The organism is Shinella sp. JR1-6 (assembly GCF_004284735.1).
In the GTDB taxonomy this organism is placed as follows: domain Bacteria; phylum Pseudomonadota; class Alphaproteobacteria; order Rhizobiales; family Rhizobiaceae; genus Shinella.
Map to the genome: position 1 here is coordinate 138,380 of NZ_SHMI01000008.1, position 21,336 is coordinate 159,715.

Here is a 21,336-nt window from a genome sequence, read left to right on the forward strand (position 1 = left end):
GATATAGGGCGCGGGGCATTGGTGCCGCCACTGTTCTTTTGTATCAAGGACGCGGAGGGACGGGATGATAGACAAGCTCGAATACTTCATTGCGCTCGCCCGCGAGAAACATTTCGCCCGGGCGGCGGAAGAACTCGGCATCTCGCAGCCGACGCTTTCGGCGGCGATCCGCCAGCTGGAGGACCAGCTGGGCGTGATGCTGGTCGTGCGCGGCTCGCGCTACCAGGGCCTGACGCCGGAAGGCCAGCGCGTGCTCGAATGGGCCCGCCGCATTGTCGGCGACACGCGCACCATGCGTGAGGAGATGCGCGCGGCGCGCAAGGGTCTTTCCGGCCATATCCGCCTTGCCGCCATTCCGACGACGCTCGCCATGGTGCCCCGCATCACCGCACCCTTCCAGGAAAAGCACCCGGACGTCACCTTCTCCATCGTTTCCACCACCTCCATCAAGATCCTCGGCCTCCTGGAGAATCTGGAGATCGACGCCGGCCTCACCTATCTCGAAAACGAGCCGCTCGGCCGCGTTACCAGCGTACCACTGCTGCACGAGCACTATTGCCTCGTCACCGCCCGCGGCACGCCCTTTGCCGATCGCAAGACCGTGACCTGGCAGGAGGCCGGAAGCGTTCGGCTTTGCCTATTGACCGCCGACATGCAGAACCGTCGCATCATCAACCGGCACTTCGCCGAAGCCGGCGTTTCGGTGGAGCCCTCGCTGGAGGCCAATTCGATGATCGTGCTGTTCTCCCATGTGCGCACGGGGCGCTGGGCGAGCATCATGCCGCGAAATGTTGCAAAATCATTTGGATTTCCTGACGAAATAAGTATAGTTTCCCTCGTCGATCCCGAGCCGCACCACACCGTCGGCCTTGTCGCCACCCATCGTGAGCCCTTTACCCCGCTCGTATCCGCCCTGCTGCACGAAGCCCGTGTGCTGGCGGAAAAGGGGATCGATTGATAGGATTTTTCTATCGGCCAACGGCTTTGCTTTATTGACCGGTCGTCTCCCGGCTGAGAAGCTGTTAGAACAAGCGCGTGGATCGACAGGGTTCCGGTCTTCGCCGAGCAGTTTCAATGGTATCGGCGCGATGGAACCCCTGACACCTTGCGGTTCATTCGTGTCGGTTGGGAGGCCTGACGATGAATGTGCACGTATCCGGCAGCGATGTCGGCGCAAGAACGCTGGCGATCGTCAGCGAACTGAAGGGGCTCGAAGGGCCGCTTCTTCCCATCCTGCACGAAATTCAGGCGGAGTTCGGCTTCGTGCCGCACGAGAGCCTGCCGGTGATCGCCCGCGAGCTCAACCTGTCGCGTGCCGAGGTGCATGGCGTCGTCACCTTCTACCACGACTACCGCGACCACCCGACCGGACGGCATGTGCTGAAGCTCTGTCGCGCCGAGGCCTGTCAATCGATGGGCGGAGATGAACTGGCGGAGCGCGTGAAGGCGCTGCTCGGCATTGATTTCCACCAGACGACGCTGGACGGCGCCGTCACGCTCGAACCCATATACTGTCTCGGGCTCTGTTCCTGCGCACCCGCCGCAATGCTCGACGGCGAGGTGCATGGACGGGTCGATGCGGATCTGGCGAAGGAACTCGTCGCGGAGGCACGCCGATGACCGTTCGCATCTATGTTCCCCGCGATGCCGCTGCGCTGGCGCTTGGCGCCGACCGCGTCGCCCAGGCCTTTTCCCGTGAGGCGGAGGCCCGCAAGCTCGACATCACGATCGTGCGCAACGGCTCGCGCGGCATGCACTGGCTGGAGCCGCTGGTCGAGGTCGAGACGGCTGAAGGCCGCATCGCCTACGGCCCCGTCAAACCCGCCGACGTGCCCGCCTTGCTCGACGCCGGCCTGCTGGACGGCAAGGCCCACCCGCTCTGTCTTGGCGGAACGGAAGAGATTCCGTTCCTGAAGAACCAGACCCGCCTCACTTTCGCGCGCTGCGGCGTCATCGATCCCGTCTCGCTTGAGGACTACAGGGCCCATGGCGGTCTGCGAGGCCTCGAAAAGGCCATCGCGATGGCTCCTGCTGATGTCGTCAAGGAAGTCACCGATAGCGGCCTGCGCGGCCGCGGCGGCGCAGGCTTCCCGACAGGCATCAAGTGGAAAACCGTGCTCGATGCCCCCGGCGACAAAAAATACATCGTCTGCAATGCCGACGAGGGCGACAGCGGCACCTTCGCCGACCGCATGATCATGGAGGGCGATCCCTTCGTTCTGATCGAGGGCATGGCGATCGCCGGCCTCGCCACCGGCGCCACCAAGGGCTACGTCTACACCCGTTCCGAATATCCACACGCCATCGCCATGATGAACGACGCCGTTATCGTCGCGCGCGCCGCCGGCGTGCTCGGTCCGTCCGTGCTCGGCTCCGGCAGGGCGTTCGACATGGAGATCCGTGTCGGCGCGGGCGCCTATGTCTGCGGCGAGGAGACGGCACTGCTCAACAGCCTGGAGGGCAAGCGCGGCATCGTGCGCGCCAAGCCGCCGCTGCCGGCCCTGCAGGGCTTCATGGGCCGCCCCACCGTGGTCAACAACGTCATCTCGCTTGCCTCCGTGCCGATCGTAATGGACAAAGGCGCCGCCTACTACCGCGATTTCGGCATGGGCCGCTCGCGCGGCACCATCCCGATCCAGATCGCCGGCAACGTCAAGCATAGCGGACTCTATGAAACCGCCTTCGGCCTGACGCTCGGCGAGATCGTCGACGCCATCGGCGGCGGCACCGCCACCGGCCGGCCGGTTCGCGCCGTGCAGGTCGGCGGCCCGCTCGGCGCCTATTTCCCGCGCGCCCTGTTCGACACGCCCTTCGACTACGAGGCTTTCGCCGCGAAGGACGGCCTCATCGGCCATGCCGGCATCACTGTCTTCGATGACACGGTCGACATGCTGAAGCAGGCACGCTTCGCCATGGAATTCTGTGCCGTCGAAAGCTGCGGCAAGTGCACGCCCTGCCGCATCGGCTCGACGCGCGGTGTCGAGACCGCCGACAAGATCGCCCAGGGCATCGAGCCGGAGAAGAACCGCGAACTGCTCGCCGACCTCTGCAACACCATGAAGTTCGGTTCGCTCTGCGCGCTCGGCGGCTTCACGCCCTATCCTGTCATGAGCGCCATGACGCATTTCCCGGAGGATTTTTCCCCGGCCCCGATGGTGGAGGCGGCGGAATGAGCACACCGGAAAAGGTCAAAGGCCCGGCATCCTACTTCCCTTCGATCGAGAAGACCTACGGTCAGCCGATCGAGCACTGGAAGGAGATCATCCGCGCACAGGACGGCAAGGCGCACATGCAGATCGTCGCGTTCCTCAAGGAAGCGCACGGTCTCGGCCATGGCCATGCCAATGCACTCGTCGCGGCGACGCTCGCCGAGACGAAGTCGTAGCAACAAATGAAGTCGCCGCCATCAGCGGCGCAACGGATTGACCCGGAGGTTCTCATGCCCCTCGTTCCAGAAATCGACTTCGGCACTCCCGCCTCCCGCTCGGAAAAGATGGTGACGCTCACCATCGACGGGAACGAGATCACCGTTCCAGAGGGCACCTCCATCATGCGCGCCTCGATGGAGGCCGGTATCCAGGTGCCAAAACTCTGCGCCACCGACATGGTGGATGCCTTCGGCTCCTGCCGGCTCTGTCTCGTCGAGATCGAGGGCCGCAACGGTACCCCGGCCTCCTGCACGACCCCGGTGGCGCCCGGCCTCGTCGTCCACACCCAGACGGGCCGGCTGAAGGACATCCGCAAGGGCGTGATGGAGCTCTACATCTCCGACCATCCGCTCGACTGTCTCACCTGTGCGGCGAATGGCGACTGCGAACTGCAGGACATGGCCGGAGCCGTGGGCCTGCGCGACGTGCGCTACGGCTACGAGGGCGACAACCACGTCAAGGCACGCAACAATGGCGAAGCCAATGCCCGCTGGATGCCGAAGGACGAATCGAATCCCTATTTCACCTACGATCCGTCGAAATGCATCGTCTGCTCGCGCTGCGTGCGGGCCTGCGAGGAGGTTCAGGGTACCTTCGCGCTGACCATCGAGGGCCGCGGCTTCGACAGCCGCGTTTCGCCCGGCATGCACGAGCATTTCCTCGAATCCGAATGCGTCTCCTGCGGCGCCTGCGTGCAGGCCTGCCCGACGGCGACGCTGACGGAAAAATCCGTCATCGAGATCGGCCAGCCGGAGCATTCCGTCGTCACCACCTGCGCCTATTGCGGCGTCGGCTGCTCCTTCAAGGCGGAGATGCGCGGTGAGGAACTGGTGCGCATGGTGCCCTGGAAGGACGGCCAGGCGAACCGCGGCCATTCCTGCGTCAAGGGCCGCTTCGCCTACGGCTACTCGACCCACAAGGAGCGCATCCTCAACCCGATGATCCGCGAGAAGATCTCGGACCCGTGGCGCGAGGTGACCTGGGATGAGGCCTATGCCCATGTCGCCGCCGAATTCCGCCGCATCCAGTACCAGTACGGTCGTGATTCGGTCGGCGGCATCACCTCCTCGCGCTGCACCAACGAGGAGACCTTCCTCGTCCAGAAGCTGATCCGCGCCGGTTTCGGCAACAACAATGTCGATACCTGCGCCCGCGTCTGCCATTCGCCGACGGGCTATGGCCTTGGTCAGGCCTTCGGCACCTCCGCCGGCACGCAGAACTTCGACAGCGTCGAGCACACCGACGTCGTCATCGTCATCGGCGCCAACCCGACGGACGGCCATCCGGTCTTCGCCTCGCGCCTCAAGAAGCGCCTGCGCCAGGGTGCCAAGCTGATCGTCATCGATCCGCGCCGCATCGATCTCGTCTCCTCGCCGCACATCAAGGCCTCCTATCACCTGCCGCTGAAGCCCGGCACGAACGTCGCCGTCGTCACGGCGCTCGCCCATGTCATCGTGACGGAGGGCCTCTTCGACGAAAAATTCATCCGCGAGCGCTGCGACTGGTCGGAATTCGAGGACTGGGCCTCCTTCGTCGCCGAGCCGCGCCACAGCCCCGAGGAAACCGAAGCCTTCACCGGCGTGCCGGCGGAAACGCTGCGCGGCGCCGCCCGCCTGTTCGCCACCGGCGGCAACGGCTCGATCTACTATGGCCTCGGCGTCACCGAACACAGCCAGGGCTCGACTACTGTCATGGCCATCGCCAACCTCGCCATGGCGACCGGCAATATCGGCCGCGAAGGCGTCGGCGTGAATCCGCTGCGCGGCCAGAACAACGTGCAGGGCTCGTGCGACATGGGCTCCTTCCCGCACGAACTGCCGGGCTACCGCCACATCTCCGACGATGCGACGCGCGAGATCTTCGAGAAGCTGTGGGGCGTGACGCTCAACAACGAGCCGGGCCTGCGTATCCCCAACATGCTGGACGCCGCCGTCGAAGGCACGTTCAAAGGCATCTATATCCAGGGCGAGGACATTCTCCAGTCCGACCCGGACACCAAGCACGTCTCGGCCGGCCTGGCTGCGATGGAATGCGTCGTCGTGCAGGACCTCTTCCTCAACGAGACGGCGAACTACGCCCATGTCTTCCTGCCGGGCTCGACCTTCCTCGAAAAGGACGGCACCTTCACCAATGCCGAACGCCGCATCAACCGCGTGCGCCGCGTGATGACGCCGAAGAACGGCTATGCGGACTGGGAGGTCACCCAGAACCTCGCCAAGGCCATGGGCCTTGCCTGGAACTACAGCCATCCCTCCGAAATCATGGATGAGATCGCCGCAACGACGCCGAGCTTTGCCCTCGTTTCCTACGACTATCTGGAAAAGGTCGGCTCGGTGCAGTGGCCCTGCAACGAGAAGAACCCACAAGGTTCGCCGATCATGCACATCAACGGCTTCGTGCGCGGCAAGGGCAAGTTCATCCGCACGGAATATGTCGCAACGGACGAGAAGACCGGCCCGCGTTTCCCGCTGCTGCTTACCACCGGCCGCATCCTCAGCCAGTACAATGTCGGCGCCCAGACGCGGCGCACGGAAAACGTCGTCTGGCACGAGGAGGACCGGCTGGAGATCCACCCGCACGATGCGGAAAACCGCGGGATCCGCGATGGCGACTGGGTGCGTCTCGCCAGCCGCGCCGGCGAGACGACATTGCGCGCCCTCGTCACCGACCGCGTGGCACCGGGTGTCGTCTACACGACCTTCCACCACCCGACGACGCAGGCAAACGTCATCACCACCGATTTCTCCGACTGGGCGACCAACTGTCCGGAGTATAAGGTGACCGCCGTGCAGATCTCGCCGTCGAACGGCCCATCCGACTGGCAGGTCGAATATGACGAACTGGCCCGCCGCTCGCGCCGGATCAGGGGTAAGCTGGAGGCAGCGGAGTAGGATAGCGGCGTGCCGGATTTTTCCACCACGACCAAGGTTGCCGAGATCGCCCGCCGCAACGGGCGGCTCGCGGAAAGCGAGCGCTTCGTGCCGGAGGAGGCCCCGGTTGCCTTCTCCTATGCGGGCTCGACCCATGCGGTCATGATGGCAACGCCCGCCGACCTCGAGGATTTCGCCATCGGCTTCAGCCTGACGGAGGGCATCATCACCGACCCTTGCGAGATCGAGGCCATCGAGGTGCTGGCCGAAGACAAGGGTATTGATGTGCAGATCCAGCTGGCGGACGCACAGAACGACGCCCTGACCACCCGCCGGCGCCACATGGCCGGCCCGGTCGGCTGCGGCCTGTGCGGTATCGAATCGATCGAGCAGGCCGTGCGCGTGACGCCCTCGGTGCGGGCGTCGTCCCTCACGCTCGGCGCGGAGGACGTGGTGGAGGCAGTGCGCCTCCTGAACGGTCAACAGCCGCTTCATATGGTGACGCGCGCCGTGCATGGCGCCGGGTTCTATGTCCCGGGCAAAGGCCTTATCGCCGTGCGCGAGGATGTCGGCCGGCACAATGCGCTCGACAAGCTCGTCGGCGCGGCACGGCGCACAGGCCATGCAGGCGGCACCGGCGCCGTCGTGGTGACGAGCCGCGTTTCCGTCGAGATGGTGCAGAAGACGGCAGTCATCGGCAGCCCCTTCATCATCGCCATTTCCGCGCCGACGGCGCTCGCCATCCGCACCGCCGAGGACGCCGGCATGACGCTGGTCGCGCTGGTGCGGGGCGAAGAATTCGAGATTTTCACCGGCGCGGAGCGCATCCTCTCCGGTGCGGAACGCCAGGTCAGCAACGGTTAGGAGACAGGAATGTCGGAAGGCAGCAAGATTCCCAGGATGGCGAACCAGATCGCCACCTTCTTCCACTCGCAGCCCAAGAGCGAGGGCCCGAACGGCGTGGCGACCCATATCAACAAGTTCTGGGAGCCGCGCATGCGCCGGCAACTCTTCGATATCGTCGACAACCACGCCGGCGAAGGCCTTGATTCCCTCGTCCTCGCGGCGGTGCCGATGATCCACCGCCCGCCGCCAGCCGAAATCCCGGCTGCGGCCGGAGCGAACGCTCCAACAGCCCCCTGACCAATCCTCAAACGCAAACGGCCGGCATCGCTGCCGGCCGTTTTTCATGCCGCGGGCCGCTTAGAACTCTTCCCAGTTCTCCGCTGCCTGCGCCGTGGAGCCTCGCGGCGCCCGCAGGGTGCGGGCCACGGCATGAAGTTGTGATACCTGTGCAGGCGTGGGTGCCCGCTGGACCGGCTGGGCAGTGTTGCCGGCAAGCTGGAACCGGCGGATGAGCGCATGCAGCGCATCCGCCTCGCGCGCCATGGCATGGCTGGCGGCCGTGCTTTCCTCGACCATGGCCGCATTCTGCTGCGTCGCCTGGTCCATCGCATTGACCGACTGGTTGATCTCTCGAAGCCCGGTCGATTGCTCGCGCGACGCCTCGACGATCGCCGCCACGTTGGTGTGCACGTCCTGGACCTGCGCCAGGATCTCCTGAAGCGCCCGTCCGGTCTCATCGACCAGCGCCACACCGCTCCTGACCTGCTCGCCCGATGTGGCGATCAGGGCCTTGATGTCCTTGGCGGCGCTGGCCGATCGCTGGGCCAGTTCCCGCACCTCCTGCGCCACGACGGCGAAGCCTTTGCCCGCCTCGCCCGCCCGCGCCGCCTCGACACCGGCGTTCAGCGCCAGAAGGTTGGTCTGAAAGGCGATGTCGTCGATGACGCCGAGAATGTTGGAGATTTCACGCGAGGACTGCTCGATCTGCCCCATCGCGTCGATCGCCTTGCGGACGACCACGCCGGATTTTTCCGCACCCGCCCGTGTCTTGCTTACCAGCGTTCCTGCCTCATCGGCCCGCCGGCTCGAATCACCGACCGTGGTGGTGATCTCGTCGAGAGCGGCCGCAGTTTCCTCCACGGAGGCCGCCTGCTGCTCGGTGCGCCTTGCCAGATCGTCGGCGGCAGAGCGGATTTCCTGTGCGCCCGACGCGATCGCATTGGCATTGGTCTCGACGGTGCGCATGGCATCGTGAAGGCCGGCGACAGCTTCGTTGAAGTCCCTGCGCACCGTTTCCATGGACGGCACGAAAGGCGTTGCGAGATTTTGCGTCAGATCGCCCCCGGCCAATGCCTTCAGCGCCATGCCGAGCGCCTTGATCGCCGACATGCGCTCGGTGACATCGGTGGCAAACTTGACCACCTTGTAGACCCGGCCGGAAAGGTCGCGGATCGGATTGTAAGCCGCCTGGATCCAGATCTCGCGACCACCCTTGCCGTAACGCACGAACTCGTTGGAGATGAAGCGGCCCTCGGCAAGGCTCTTCCAGAAATCCGCATAGGCCGCGGTCTGCACGTAGGCCGGATCGCAGAACATGCGATGATGCTTTCCGCGGATTTCGGACAGATCATAACCGAGCGCGGTGCAGAAATTCTCGTTGGCGTGCAGGATCTCGCCGGTGGGCGTAAACTCGATCACGGCCTGCGAACGGGAGATCGCGTCGAGCTTGCTCGCATCCTCCGCCGCACGTCTCTTCGCTTCGGTGATGTCACTGGCGAACTTGACGACCTTGTAGGGCTTGCCGCCGCGAAAGACCGGATTGTAGGTGGCCTGGATCCAGATCTCGCTGCCGTCCTTGCGCAGGCGCTTGTAGCTGTTCGAATCGTATTCGCCACGTCCGAGATGTGCCCAGAACTGGCGATACTCCTCGCTGGCCGTGTAGGCCGCCTCGCAGAACATGCGATGGTGCTGACCGACGATGTCCTTCAAGTCGTAGCCGAGCGCCCGGCAGAAATTCTCGTTGGCGGTGAGGATGGTTCCCTTGGGATCAAACTGGATCACGGCCTGTGAACGCGACAGCGCGTCGAAGATGTGGCCCGCATCCATGGATTTCGCAAATGAAAGCATGACCTGTCCCTCTGTGCGATGACCACGGTCTTCTTCAAAATTGTGCGCGTGGTGATCGTCGTGTGTTGATGCCCAGATATGACCCGCTTTAACGGTCATACGCTGGCAACGGTAAGTACAATCTTCGCGAGAGGCATCATGCCAGAGCGACGGAATGCGCATCTGCAATCAAAGATGGCGACACAGACTTAAGAATTGATGAAAAACAAACAGCGATATTTTAGATCTATTATATAACAATGACTTATAGAATATCTTAAAACATGATGCTTACGTAACGTCAGGTAGGCGCTCCAGACGGCGAGTCTTGAAACACGCAAAAGTTGCACAAGCCGAGAAACATAAAAAAACCGCCGTACAATCGTACGGCGGTCTCAGGATTTCAGCGATAAAGCGGGCGGATCAGGCCGCCATGTCCTCCACTTCGCGCTCCTTGAACATGCGCGCAAGGTTGAGGAAGCAGATCATGCCGTTTTCATGGGCGATGATGCCCTCCGCATAGACTTTGTCGAAGGAGGTCGTCACTTCCGGCACCGGCTGGATCTGCTCGCTGCGGATGGTGAGGATGTCGGAGACCCGATCGACGACGAGGCCGACGACCATGCTGTGCACTTCGGCGACCACGATGGCGCTGCGCTCGTTTGCCTCGGTGCTCTTCATGCCGAGCTTGTGAGCAAGGTCGATGATCGGGATCACCGTGCCGCGCAGGTTCATCACGCCGATGACGTCAGGCGGCGAGTGCGGGATCGGCGTGGACGGCGCCCAGCCGCGGATTTCGCGGATCGTGGTCGTCTTCACGCAGAATTCCTGATCGTGCAGGCGGAATGCGATGATTTCGAGCGTGTCGCCGGCAAAGCCGGTCGTCTTGATGGAGGACATCGGGATCTTTCCAGTTTCATCTGCTTCGTGTCCCGATCCTATGCACGCTCTGGTTAAAATCTTTCAAACGCGCCGCGATTTGTTGCGCCCTGCATGCAAAAGGCTCCGCGTCGCCACGGAGCCTTGCACTTTTTCCGACCCTACCATTTGCAGGAGCCGGCAATCATCCCATCCAGGCGGGAGCGCCCGTCAGCCTCGGCAATGCCCTCAATATTCCTTCTCGTAGAAGATACCCGCGCCTGCGCTGCCGCCACTGCCCGCCTCGCCGCGCAGCTTCAGGCCACGGCCGACATCGAGGTTGATGACCGCCTTGGCGCCGTTCGTCTCCGGGTCCTGCTTTAACTCGATATAGGTCCGCTCGTTGAGATACTTCCCCGCCGAGACCGCCGCCCGGCCTTCCGCATCCGTCGTGATGTCGAGATCGTCGACGCCGAGCTTGCTGCGCAGGCTGTCAAGCAGACCGGTCGAACTGCCGCCGGCGAGCTGGCTGGCGGCCGAGGCAAGCTGGGCGATCTGCACCGCCGAGAGGTTCGACATGGAGCGGTTGAAGATCAGCTGCGCCAGGATTTCGTCCTGCGGCAGCGAAGGCGAAGAGGCGAAGGTAACGGTCGGGTTGTTGGCAAGGCCCGCCACCGTCACCGTGATTTCCGTCGAGCCGGCCGTGCTGCCGGCCACCAGATTGACCGTCGGCACAAGGCCGCCGGCAAAACCGATATGGGCACTGGTGAAATCGAGACGGCGCGTCAGGATCTCCATGCGTCCACGCTCCAATTCGAAACCGCCGGAAACGACCGGCGAGGCGGACGTACCCGTGATCTTCAGGCTGCCGCCAAGTTCCGCATTGATGCCGCGGCCGCGCACGAAGAGCTGGCCCGGCGCCTCGATGGTAAGGTCGAGCGCGATGCCGCGCGAAGCGCCGCTGCTGCCCTGGTCGCGCTGCACGTCCGCCGTCATGCGCTTGACGTCGGCCGGCGCATTGCGGTGCTTGATGTCGATTTCGGAGAGCGAGGCCGGCAGCTTTTGGGGAATGGTGATGTTCGCCTTGTTGATGCGCACCTTGCCGCCGAGCGAAAGCCCCGCCACGGGTCCCTTCAGCGTCAGGTCACCTGCGACATTCGCCGTCACCAGCGTGCCGTCGACATAGGTGATGTCGCCGAGCTTGACGGCGACATCGACCGGAAAGCCACTCGCCGGGTCGATGCCGACGCGCCCGCTGGCCGACAGCTGGCCACCGCTGGCAAGCTTGCCGGAGACCGTCTCGATCACTGCCTGCCGCCCGTCCATCGTAACGCGGACCGTCAGGTTCTCCACCGCGAGGTTGCGGCGCACATCGACGAGCCGCGCGCCGCCGGCCGTGATGCTGCCGGTAATCGAGGGTGTGGCCGCCGTACCGCCGATGGAGAGATCGACATTGGCATTGCCGGTCAGGACGAAGCCCTGGGCGGACAGCTGACCCTGCAACAGGCCGAACGGCACCGTGCCGTTGAACTTGAGCCCGAGCGGCGTCGCCCCGCCGATGCCGACCGTACCGCCGCCGCGGAAGGACAAACCGCCACCGCCCGAAAGCACCGTATCGAGCCGGAGCTGGTTGTTGGCGAATTCCCCCTTGGCAGTGATGGTGAGCGCGCCGATGCCCGCGCCGCGGGTCTGGCTCGTTACCGCCCCGCCCCAGTCCAGCGCGTAGTTGACGACGGGCGCCGCCGCGCGTCCCTTAACCGTAACCATGCCGCCGATCGTGCCTTCCGCACCAAGGCCGTCGGCAAAATTGTTGACCAGCGCAGCCGGCAGCGCGGAGAGGCGAACGGACAGATCGAGCGCTTCACCCGCGCGGCCCGTGACCGCAATGGAGCCGCGGCCGGCCTGGATCGTCAGCCCGTCGAGCGAGGCGACGCCGTTGGTGACGCCGATCGTCGTCGGCTTGGCCAGTTTCAAGGCAATGCGCCGCGGTGCGGCCTCGAAGGCCTGCAGGGCGACATCCAGCCCACCGTCGCGCTGGATGACCTTGCCCTTCGTCAGAAGCGGCGCACCGTCGAGGCGGCCGGTCAGATCGAAATTGGTCGCCTGCCCTTCGCGCGAAAAACCGAGCTTTAGCGCTTCGAGCCGGTTCTCACCCGAGGCCACCCGCTCGGCGCGCACCGTGCCTGTAATCGCCGCGGTGGCGAGGTCGGCGATGGTGAGATCGACCGCCGGCTTGGTGATGCTGAGAGCATCGCGGCGGATGGCGGAACCGGAGGCCTGGATGGTCGCCGACGTTCGGCCATTGCCGGTCGCGATTTCCACCTGCCCGGAGAGATCGCCCGCCGCCTTCTGGCCAGCCATGGCGGCGAGCAAGCCAAGATCAGGAAAATCAAAGCGGATCGTGCCGTCAGGCATGAAGTTGTCCGCCAGCGCGAGCGAGCCCTTCAGCGTGTTGGGACCGATTTCCGCTTCCAGCACCGGCACGGCAATGCGACCGCCTTCGGAGGTGATGCTGGAGCGCACGTTGATCGGCTGGCCATCAAGCGCACCGGTCGCCGTCAATTCGCCGGACGGGCTGTCGGCAACGGCCTTGCCGGTCAGCGTGACCACGAGATCGCTGAGCGTGCGGCCGGAGAGGGTTGCCCCGCTCGACGTGACCTTGGCGGACACATCGAGCCCCGCAACGGGACCGGTGGCGGAAAGCTCGAAGGCCGCTTCGCCCGCCGCATCGGCGAGCAGCTTGCCAAGGTTAAGTACCTTGCCGGTCAAAGCGGCATCGAGCGCACCGTTGCCGAGCGAGATCGTGCCCGCCGTCTCCAGCGTACCGGACTTGACCTGAAGCCCGGAAACCTGAACGGCACCATCGCCCGCCAGCTGGACCCGTCCCTCCATCGCAATCGTCGTGTCGAATTTGCCGGCCAGCGCCGGCGGCAGCACGGCCGGCAGCGCGAAGAGACGGAAATTGACATCGGCCTCACGGCTCTTCAACCCATAGCGGCCCGACAGCGTACCGCCGATGCTGGCGCTTTCGAGCGTGGCGGGATCGAAGGCGATCTCGTCAGGCGAGACGGTGAGCGTCGCTACCAGCTTCGCCGGCCCCTTCACCGTACGGTCGACATCAGCACTGGCAAAGGCCGTCATGCCGGTTTCGAGCACGGCATCGATACGGCCGGACTGGCTCGCCACATTGAACGCTTCGCTTTTTGCCGTCAGGCGGATGTTCTCCACCCGCCCGGCTGGCAGTTCGGCCGAAACGACCGTCGCATTGGCTTTGAGCGCTGCCGCGGTCGCCTCGCCCGTCAGCGACAGATCGGCACCTTCGATCAGCACGCGCGCATCGCCCTCGGCGAGCGGCCAACGGAAATCGACCGGCCCGTCCTTGCCCGAAAATTTGACGTCGAGGTCGTTGGCACCCTTGGCGCTGACCGTACCCGAGGCGGCAAGGGTCATGGCGCCCGTCGAGATCGAGCCCTTCTCAATGCGCAACATGTCCGAACCGTCGAAGGCGGCGACGACGTCGATGCCCGTTTCACCGGCAAAGAGCGGGCGAAGCTGCGGCGGCATCAGCGCGTCGAAAGTGCCGCCGCCACTGAGGGCGATCGTGTGCAGGCCGTTCGTCGCAAGGTCGTGGCGTCCGTCGACCCGCAGCATTTCCGTGCCGTCGAGCGCAGCAGACAGCCGGCCCGTCCATTCGGAAAGCGGACCGTCGCCCGTCAGGCGGATCGTGACGGCAGGGTCGTTCGGCAGCTTGAGCAGCGCCGCGAGCAGCCCACCCTTCGGCTCGGCGACATCGGCCTCAAGACGAAGCTCGTTGTCGGCAGGGTTGAAGACGATATCGGCGGCGACGCGTGCATCCGGCCGCGCCTTTTCCGAAGCGGAGAGCTTGACCGCGACGCTTTCGGCCGTCGCATCACCGCTGCCGGAGACGACGATACGCTGGTCCCGGCCGACGACCGTACCCGACACAAAGAGTTCCGGTACGTCAAGCGCGCCGACATGTACTTCCACGGGCAGGGTGAACGGCGTGTCGGAAGGCTCCGCATCCGCCTTTGGCTCGGGCAGACGCAGGAGCGAGACGGAAGAGGCGGAGACACGTTCGGCTTCGAAGCTGAAGAAGAAAAGCTGGAGCGGCGACCAGTCGACCGCGAGGTCGCGGATCTCCGCATAGGTGCCCCTGGCATCGCCAAGCGCGATCGAGCCGGCGCGGAGCTTGCCGGTGAGAAGGCCGGAGGGTTCGCTGATCGAGATCACCTGACCGCTCGCAGCGGCGATCTTCTCCGCCTGCGACACGGCAAAACGCGCACCCGCATCGGTAAAACCGATGAAACCGACGAGACCGGCAAGAAGAACCACAAGAACGGCAAGGCCATAGCCGATAAAACGGAGCGTGGCGCGGAGAATTCGGGACAGCCTGTTCATGCGTCATCCATTTCGCGTGCGGGGGAGCGCCGGGGTCGCTCCACAACGTCTTGAATCCGAATCGCGCGAGCAATCAAGAGTCTAGACGAAAATTGGGGCGACAGTCAGAAGGACTGGCCGATACCGGCATAGACCCCAAAGGACGTTCCACCGGGATATTTCTTCAGCGGCACCGCGACGTCGAGACGCAGCGGGCCGAACGGCGTCGCATAGCGAAGGCCGATACCGGCGCCAGCCCTGATATCCTTGAAGTCGGGCACTTCGTCTGTCGAGACCGTGCCGACATCGATGAAGGGCACGACGCCGATCGTCTCGGTGACGCCGATGCGCGCCTCGGCCGTGGCCGCGACATAGGAACGGCCGCCGAGCAGCTTGTTGCGGCCGTCACGCGGCGAGATCTCCTGATAGCCGTAACCACGCACCGTGCCGCCGCCGCCAAGGAAGAAGCGCCGCGTCGCCGGAATATCGGATAGCTCGTCGCCACCGATGATCGTGCCGGCAGCGAGCTTCCCGGCCAAAACGAAGCGCTTTTCCTCGCCGAATGCCTGGTAGCCGGTGATCGCGCCTTCGAAGCTGGAGAAGAAGGTGCCCCGATCGATCTCGTAGCTGGGCTTCGCGTTGATCATCGCGCGATAGCCTTCCGTCGGATTCAGCTTGTCGTCGCGCGTGTCGCGTACATATTCGATCGGGATGGCGACGGTGAGATAGTTGTTGTTGCCGAAGGCGTCCTCGACATCGCTCCACATCACCTCGCCGCCCGCGCTGACCGTGTCCCTGTCGGAAAGCTCGATGGTGACACCGGCCGCCGCCGTGGTGGTGAACGCCTTGTAGGCGTCGGGATCAACGATCGAGGCCTTGAGGCTGGCATTGAAGGTCGAGGCCGGCCCGAAGGCGCCGGGCTTGGAGAAGAGGATGCCGGCCGAATAGTCGAGATTGCTGATATCCGACTCGCCGATGCGGTTGACCGATCCTTCAAGACGCAGGGATTCGGCCTCGCCGAAAAGATTGCGGTGGCCCCAGTAGCCCTGTAGGCCAAGACCGTCCGTATTCGAATACTGTGCGCCGACACCGAAATAGCGGTGCTTGCCTTCGGAGACCTCGATGGTCATCGGTAGCGAACCGTCCGGCGCCAGCTTGTCGGCCTCGCGGATCGTCACGCTGGAGAAGACGCCGAGCGTGCGCAGCCGCTCCGCCGCCTTGTTGAGCGCTTCCGGCGAATAGGGCTGGCCGGCATTGATGCGCGAATAACGCTGCACAAAGGCCGGATCGACCGTCTTGGTGCCGGAAACGCCGACTTCGCCGACGGGCGCGACCGGTCCGCCTTCGGCCGAGATCACGACATCGACGGTCTGCGTCTTGTGGTCCGCCGTCGCATTGCGTTCGACGAGCCTGGCAAGCGGCCGGCCTTCGGCCTTCAGGTCGACGACGACCTTCTCGCCTGCTTTCAGGATGAGGGTGGAATCGGCCCGCGCACCGGGCACCAGTCCATAGTCGGCCGGATTGCGCCCCTCTGCGTCGCCGGCAAAGGCGACGTCACCAAAGGTGAAGGCCGGGCCGGGCTGGACGGTGATTGTCACCGGAATGGCGCCGCTGTGGTTGAATTCGGGGTTGGGCGGCAGGGAATCGAGATCCTGGCCGGCGACCGTCACATTCACAACGCCGCCATAACGCGCCTTCTCATAAAGCGCCGCGAGGATGCGGTCGCGGTCGTCGCGGGCCTTGATGACAAGGCCGAGATCGCCGGACACCGGCTTGCCCTCGTCCTGTTTCAGGCGCGCGGTGTTCTCGATCGCGTCCTTGAGGTCGTCATCATCCGTCCCGGGATCGAACGTCAGCGTGTAGTTCACGGGATCGATGACGGCGGTGGCCGCCTCTTCGTCGTCCTCGAAGAATTTCATGCCGAAAATTTCGAAGGCAGAGGCTGGCCCGGCAGACAAGGGGCCGCACAGCAGGGAGGCCGCAACCGCAAGCGCGGTGCCAGCTCTCAGAAACGCAAAACTCTTTTCCGGCCGGTTCACTTTATCCCGCATCCGCAGCTATCCGTCGCCTTTCTCCTTCAGGTGCGGTGCGCGCGGCAAACCGACAGCTTCCGTCACAAACTTCAGGCGCCCCGTCTCATACGGAGCTTTCAGGCAGGAAAAGACCCTAACGCGTTAGGTTTTCCGTAATGTTAACGGCGGTTTTACACGGATGGAAACAAGATTTGAAGCACTGGAGCGGTGATTTTACGCCACACTCGTCAAAGCAAAAGCCCCGGAGACACTCCGGGGCTTCGCATAGGTTGCAAGTCTAGGCCTTAGTAACCTGACGGGCAACGGTCGATATAGCGACGACCGTAGCGGTCACGGTAGTAGCACTGGCCCGGCTGTTCTGCGACGGACCCGATGACGGCACCCGAAACGCCACCGATGGCCGCGCCGACGGCTGCACCGCGAACGTCGCCCGTAATGGCACCGCCGATGATCGCGCCGGAGACGGCGCCGATACCCGCACCCTTTTCCGTCTGCGTGCAGCCGGCCACGGCCAGACCGACCAGAACGAGCGCAATGACTTTCTTCATGAAGATGTTCTCCAAAGTTGAGCGGCGGCCGCGTTTGCCGGGTCCGCCCTATCCCCTTCTACTCAGGCAACATACCGCGGCCGTCTTCAACGGTGAGGTTTGTCCGAGATCGAAAATATACCCGGAAATCGGGAAGTCCATGGCGTTGAAGTATTTTTTTGGCGCGCGAATAAATATCGTTTCCGTTTCGTTTGATTGGTCCCGACACTTCGACCGGTCACGAGAAATTTCGCAATTGCCTGAAAGTACCGGTTGATCGCCGCCGCAAAACGTCAAATGATATGATTGTTGATGTCGCACCGGCGGTTGGAGGAACAGCCGGGCGGCATCCCGCTACGAATGCAGTGCACGCGAAGAGACAATGCTGGTGTCGTTTGATCCCAGGCCCGCGTCGCGAGGACGCCAGCTGCATGTGACGTCGGATCGATCGTTCCAGCGGACAATGAACCGCCAGGGAGGAACGCATGGCGAAAGTGGCAATGACCGTCAATGGCCGAAAGGTGAGCCGCGAGTGCGAGGACCGCACGCTGCTTGTCCATTTCATCCGCGACCAGCTCAGTCTTACCGGAACCCATGTCGGCTGCGATACCTCCCAGTGCGGGGCCTGTGTCGTGCATATGGACGGCAAGGCGGTGAAGAGCTGTTCGATCCTCGCGGCCCAGGCCGCCGGCGCCGAGATCCTTACCATTGAAGGCCTTGCGGCCAATGGCGAGCTGCACCCCGTCCAGGCCGCCTTCAAGGCCAACCATGGCCTGCAATGCGGTTTCTGCACGCCCGGCATGGTGATGACCGCGGTCGATATGATCAACCGCTACGGCGCGAAACTCGACGAACAGACGGTGCGCGACAACCTCGAAGGCAATATCTGTCGATGCACCGGCTACCACAACATCGTCAAGGCCATCCTGGCCGCCGCCGAGGAAATGGGCGCGGCAGGCCAGCAGGCAGCGCAGTAGGCGTTACGCAATAGGCAGAAGCCAGCAGGGCGGCCAATTGTGCGACGGTGAAAGCCCGAACGCCCCTTGGCCAAAACCTGCTGCCTCATTTCTCTGGAGGAGATGAAGATGGGTGTCGAAGGCATCGGCGCGCGCGTCGCGCGAAAGGAAGACAAGCGGTTTCTCATGGGCCAGGGCCGCTACACGGACGACATGTCCGTGCCGGGCATGCGTTATGCGGCCTTCGTGCGCTCGCCGCATGCACACGCGAAGATCAAGAGCATCGATACGGCAGCGGCGGCGGACATGCCCGGCGTCATCGCCGTGCTTAACGGCAAGCAGATGCTCGACGACGGCATCGGCAACCTGATCTGCGGCTGGATGATCCATTCCAAGGACGGTTCGCCGATGAAGATGGGCGCCTGGCGGCCGATCGCGCACGAGACGGTGCGCTATGTCGGCGATGCCGTCGCCGTCGTTGTCGCCGACAGTGTGGGCGAGGCACGCGATGCGGCCGAAGCCGTGGTGGTCGACTACGAGGTGCTGCCGGCCGTCACCGATGCGGTGAAGGCGCTGGAAGCCGGCCAGCCGCAGCTCCATCCGGAAGCCCCCGGCAACCTCATCTATGACTGGGAGATCGGCGACAGCGCCGCCACCGATGCGGCCATCGCCGCGGCCGCCCATGTCACGGAGATGAAGATCGTCAACAACCGGCTTGCTCCGAACCCGATGGAGCCGCGCGCCGCGCTCGGCATCTACGATTCGGCCGAGGACCACTACACCTGCTACACGACGAGCCAGAACCCGCATGTCGCGCGTCTCGTCATGAGCGCCTTCTACAATGTGGCGCCGGAAAACAAGCTGCGCGTCATCGCGCCCGACGTCGGCGGCGGTTTCGGCTCGAAGATCTACATCTATCCGGAAGAGATCGTCTGTCTGTGGGCCTCGAAGCGCTCGGGCGTGCCGGTAAAATGGACGAGCGACCGCACCGAGGCCTTCCTGACGGATGCGCATGGCCGCGATCACGTCTCGACCGTCAAGATGGCCTTCGATGCGAACAACCGCGTCACGGCGCTGAAGGTCGATACCATCGCCAATTTCGGCGCCTACATGTCGCTCTTCTCCTCGGCCGTGCCGACCTATCTCTACGCAACCCTGCTCTCCGGACAGTATGATTTCCCGGCGATCCACGCCAATGTGCGCGCGGTCTATACCAACACGGTCGCCGTCGACGCCTATCGCGGCGCCGGACGACCGGAAGCCACCTACCTGCTCGAGCGCACCATGGAGACAGCGGCGCGCGAACTCGGCGTTTCGCCGGCAGAGCTTCGCCGCATCAACTTCATCCGCTCCTTCCCCCACCAGACGCCCGTCATCATGAACTACGATGCCGGCGACTACGAAGCCTCGCTCGAGGCCGCCATGGCGGCTGCCGACTGGAACGGCTTTCCGGCCCGCAAGGCGGAGGCCGCAAGCCGTGGCATGAAGCGCGGCATCGGCATGAGCTGCTACATCGAGGCCTGCGGCATCGCCCCGTCGGCGGCGGTCGGTTCGCTCGGGGCCGGCGTCGGCCTCTGGGAATCGGCCGAGGTGCGCGTCAACGCCGTCGGCACGATCGAGGTGCTGACCGGTTCGCACAGCCACGGCCAGGGCCATGAGACGACCTTCGCCCAGCTCGTCGCCGAGCGCTTCGGTGTGCCGATCGACAGCGTCTCCATCGTGCACGGCGACACCGACAAGGTGCAGATGGGCATGGGTACCTACGGCTCGCGCTCCGGCGCCGTCGGCATGTCCGCCGTCGTCAAGGCGCTCGACAAGGTGGAGGCCAAGGCCAAGAAGATCGCCGCCCACCTGATGGAGGCTGACGAGAGCGATATCGTCATCGAGAACGGCGCGCTGAAGGTCGCCGGCACGGACAAGTCGGTGCCGTGGTTCCAGATGGCCCTTGCCGCGTATACCGCGCACAACCTGCCCTCCGGCATGGAGCCGGGCCTGAAGGAAGGCGCCTTCTACGATCCGTCCAACTTCACCTTCCCCGCCGGCTGCTACATCGCGGAGGTCGAGGTCGATCCGGAAACCGGCAAGACCAGGATCATCCAGTTCGTTGCCGCCGACGATTTCGGCAACATCATCAATCCGATGATCGTCGAGGGCCAGGTGCATGGCGGCATCGCCCAGGGCATCGGCCAGGCCCTGCTCGAAGGCGTGCATTACGATCCGGAGACGGGCCAGCTGCTGACGGCGAGCTACATGGACTACACCATGCCCCGCGCCGACGATCTGCCCTCTTTCCAGGTCTCCCACCAGGTGACGCCCTGCCCGAACAATCCGCTCGGCATCAAAGGCTGCGGCGAGGCCGGCGCCATCGGCTCGCCGCCGGCGCTGATGAACGCCATCACCGACGCTATCGGCAACAACGACCTCACCATGCCGGCAACGCCCCAGAAGGTCTGGGCAGCGGCGCTGGCAGCTGGCAACTGACGGAGGAAGCCATGTACGCCACGAATTACCATCGCGCCTCCTCGGTCGCCGAGGCCGTCAAGCTGCAGTCGTCCTCCGACGAGGCGAAGTACGTCTCCGGCGGCATGACGCTCATCCCCACCATGAAGCAGCGGCTGGCGGCACCGTCCGACCTCGTCGATCTGCGTCACATAGCCGACCTCAAGGGGATTTCCGTCAACGGCGGCCGGGTGAGGATCGGCGCCGGCACGACGCACTACGAGGTCTCGACCTCGGCGGAGTTGAAAGCCGTCTGCCCGGCGATCTGCCAGCTCGCCTCCCATATCGGCGACCCGCATGTGCGGCATATGGGCACGATCGGCGGTTCCATCGCCAACAACGACCCCGCCGCCGACTATCCCTCCGCCATGCTGGCGCTGGGTGCGACGATCGTCACCAATGCCAGGGAGATCCCCGCCGACGACTTCTTCACCGGCCTCTTCGAGACCGCACTGGAAGACGGTGAGATCGTCGTAGCCGTGACCTTCGACGCACCGGCAAGAGCCGCCTATTCCAAATTTCCCAACCCGGCCTCGCGCTACGCCATGGCCGGCGTTTTCGTGGCGAAGGCGGGGGATGGCGGCGTGCGGGTGGCGGTGACGGGTGCCGGCTCCAACGGCGTCTTCCGCCATGCCGGGCTGGAAGCAGCGCTGTCCGCCAACTGGTCGCCCGATGCCGCAGCAAGCATGACCGTCGATGCCGGCGAGCTGCTCTCGGACATCCACGGCAGCGCGGAATACCGCGCCAATCTCGTGAAAGTCATGGCCAAGCGCGCCGTCGCCGCCGCCTGACCCCTCGAAAAACGTGAAACTGTT

At 64.3% G+C, this 21,336-nt stretch carries 15 protein-coding genes; 10 read left to right on the top strand and 5 right to left on the bottom strand.

The window, feature by feature from the left end; translation table 11 throughout:
- Nucleotides 1–64: 64 nt before the first annotated feature.
- The 7 genes from EXZ48_RS16485 to EXZ48_RS16515 all read left to right on the top strand — a co-directional run bounded on the left by EXZ48_RS16485 (nt 65) and on the right by EXZ48_RS16515 (nt 7,441).
- A complete protein-coding gene (locus tag EXZ48_RS16485; protein WP_023515337.1) occupies nt 65–958 on the top strand; it encodes a LysR family transcriptional regulator in 894 nt (297 codons plus the stop codon).
- A gap of 182 nt (nt 959–1,140) precedes the next feature.
- Nucleotides 1,141–1,620, top strand: coding sequence for a formate dehydrogenase subunit gamma (locus EXZ48_RS16490; RefSeq protein ID WP_130517099.1), 480 nt, complete (start codon nt 1,141–1,143; stop codon nt 1,618–1,620).
- Nucleotides 1,617–3,173, top strand: coding sequence for an NADH-quinone oxidoreductase subunit NuoF (locus EXZ48_RS16495; protein WP_130517102.1), 1,557 nt, complete (start codon nt 1,617–1,619; stop codon nt 3,171–3,173). The genes EXZ48_RS16490 and EXZ48_RS16495 overlap by 4 nt, the downstream gene beginning before the upstream one ends.
- A complete protein-coding gene (locus EXZ48_RS16500; RefSeq protein WP_130517104.1) occupies nt 3,170–3,385 on the top strand; it encodes a DUF4287 domain-containing protein in 216 nt (71 codons plus the stop codon). The genes EXZ48_RS16495 and EXZ48_RS16500 overlap by 4 nt, the downstream gene beginning before the upstream one ends.
- 54 nt (nt 3,386–3,439) lie before the next feature.
- Entirely contained in the window at nt 3,440–6,319 is a 2,880-nt protein-coding gene (fdhF, locus tag EXZ48_RS16505) for a formate dehydrogenase subunit alpha (protein WP_050746075.1), read from the top strand.
- Between the two features lie 9 nt (nt 6,320–6,328).
- On the top strand, nt 6,329–7,162 hold the full coding sequence (gene fdhD, locus EXZ48_RS16510) for a formate dehydrogenase accessory sulfurtransferase FdhD (protein WP_130517105.1): 834 nt from the start codon (nt 6,329–6,331) through the stop codon (nt 7,160–7,162).
- A gap of 9 nt (nt 7,163–7,171) precedes the next feature.
- Nucleotides 7,172–7,441: a formate dehydrogenase subunit delta gene (locus EXZ48_RS16515; RefSeq protein ID WP_130517108.1), complete on the top strand. Its 270-nt coding sequence runs from the start codon at nt 7,172–7,174 to the stop codon at nt 7,439–7,441.
- A gap of 60 nt (nt 7,442–7,501) precedes the next feature.
- On the opposite strand, the gene EXZ48_RS16520 is transcribed toward EXZ48_RS16515, so the two are convergent.
- The 5 genes from EXZ48_RS16520 to EXZ48_RS16540 form a co-directional block, all read right to left on the bottom strand.
- The gene (locus EXZ48_RS16520) at nt 7,502–9,271 is read right to left on the bottom strand and encodes a PAS domain-containing methyl-accepting chemotaxis protein (protein ID WP_130517110.1); all 1,770 of its coding nucleotides are present in this window, start codon (nt 9,269–9,271) and stop codon (nt 7,502–7,504) included.
- Nucleotides 9,272–9,673: 402 nt separating this feature from the next.
- Complete coding sequence (locus EXZ48_RS16525; RefSeq protein ID WP_024271110.1) at nt 9,674–10,150, bottom strand: chemotaxis protein CheW; 477 nt, start codon at nt 10,148–10,150, stop codon at nt 9,674–9,676.
- A gap of 207 nt (nt 10,151–10,357) precedes the next feature.
- Nucleotides 10,358–14,527: a translocation/assembly module TamB domain-containing protein gene (locus EXZ48_RS16530; protein ID WP_130517112.1), complete on the bottom strand. Its 4,170-nt coding sequence runs from the start codon at nt 14,525–14,527 to the stop codon at nt 10,358–10,360.
- Between the two features lie 104 nt (nt 14,528–14,631).
- Complete coding sequence (locus tag EXZ48_RS16535; protein WP_130517114.1) at nt 14,632–16,557, bottom strand: autotransporter assembly complex family protein; 1,926 nt, start codon at nt 16,555–16,557, stop codon at nt 14,632–14,634.
- Nucleotides 16,558–16,823: 266 nt separating this feature from the next.
- Nucleotides 16,824–17,087: a YMGG-like glycine zipper-containing protein gene (locus EXZ48_RS16540; protein ID WP_024271109.1), complete on the bottom strand. Its 264-nt coding sequence runs from the start codon at nt 17,085–17,087 to the stop codon at nt 16,824–16,826.
- A gap of 464 nt (nt 17,088–17,551) precedes the next feature.
- On the opposite strand from EXZ48_RS16540, the gene EXZ48_RS16545 reads away from it, so the two are divergent.
- The 3 genes from EXZ48_RS16545 to EXZ48_RS16555 all read left to right on the top strand — a co-directional run bounded on the left by EXZ48_RS16545 (nt 17,552) and on the right by EXZ48_RS16555 (nt 21,312).
- The gene (locus EXZ48_RS16545) at nt 17,552–18,043 is read left to right on the top strand and encodes a (2Fe-2S)-binding protein (RefSeq protein ID WP_024271108.1); all 492 of its coding nucleotides are present in this window, start codon (nt 17,552–17,554) and stop codon (nt 18,041–18,043) included.
- Between the two features lie 108 nt (nt 18,044–18,151).
- Entirely contained in the window at nt 18,152–20,503 is a 2,352-nt protein-coding gene (locus EXZ48_RS16550; RefSeq protein ID WP_130517116.1) for a xanthine dehydrogenase family protein molybdopterin-binding subunit, read from the top strand.
- Between the two features lie 11 nt (nt 20,504–20,514).
- On the top strand, nt 20,515–21,312 hold the full coding sequence (locus EXZ48_RS16555) for a xanthine dehydrogenase family protein subunit M (RefSeq protein ID WP_130517118.1): 798 nt from the start codon (nt 20,515–20,517) through the stop codon (nt 21,310–21,312).
- Nucleotides 21,313–21,336 lie beyond the last annotated feature (24 nt).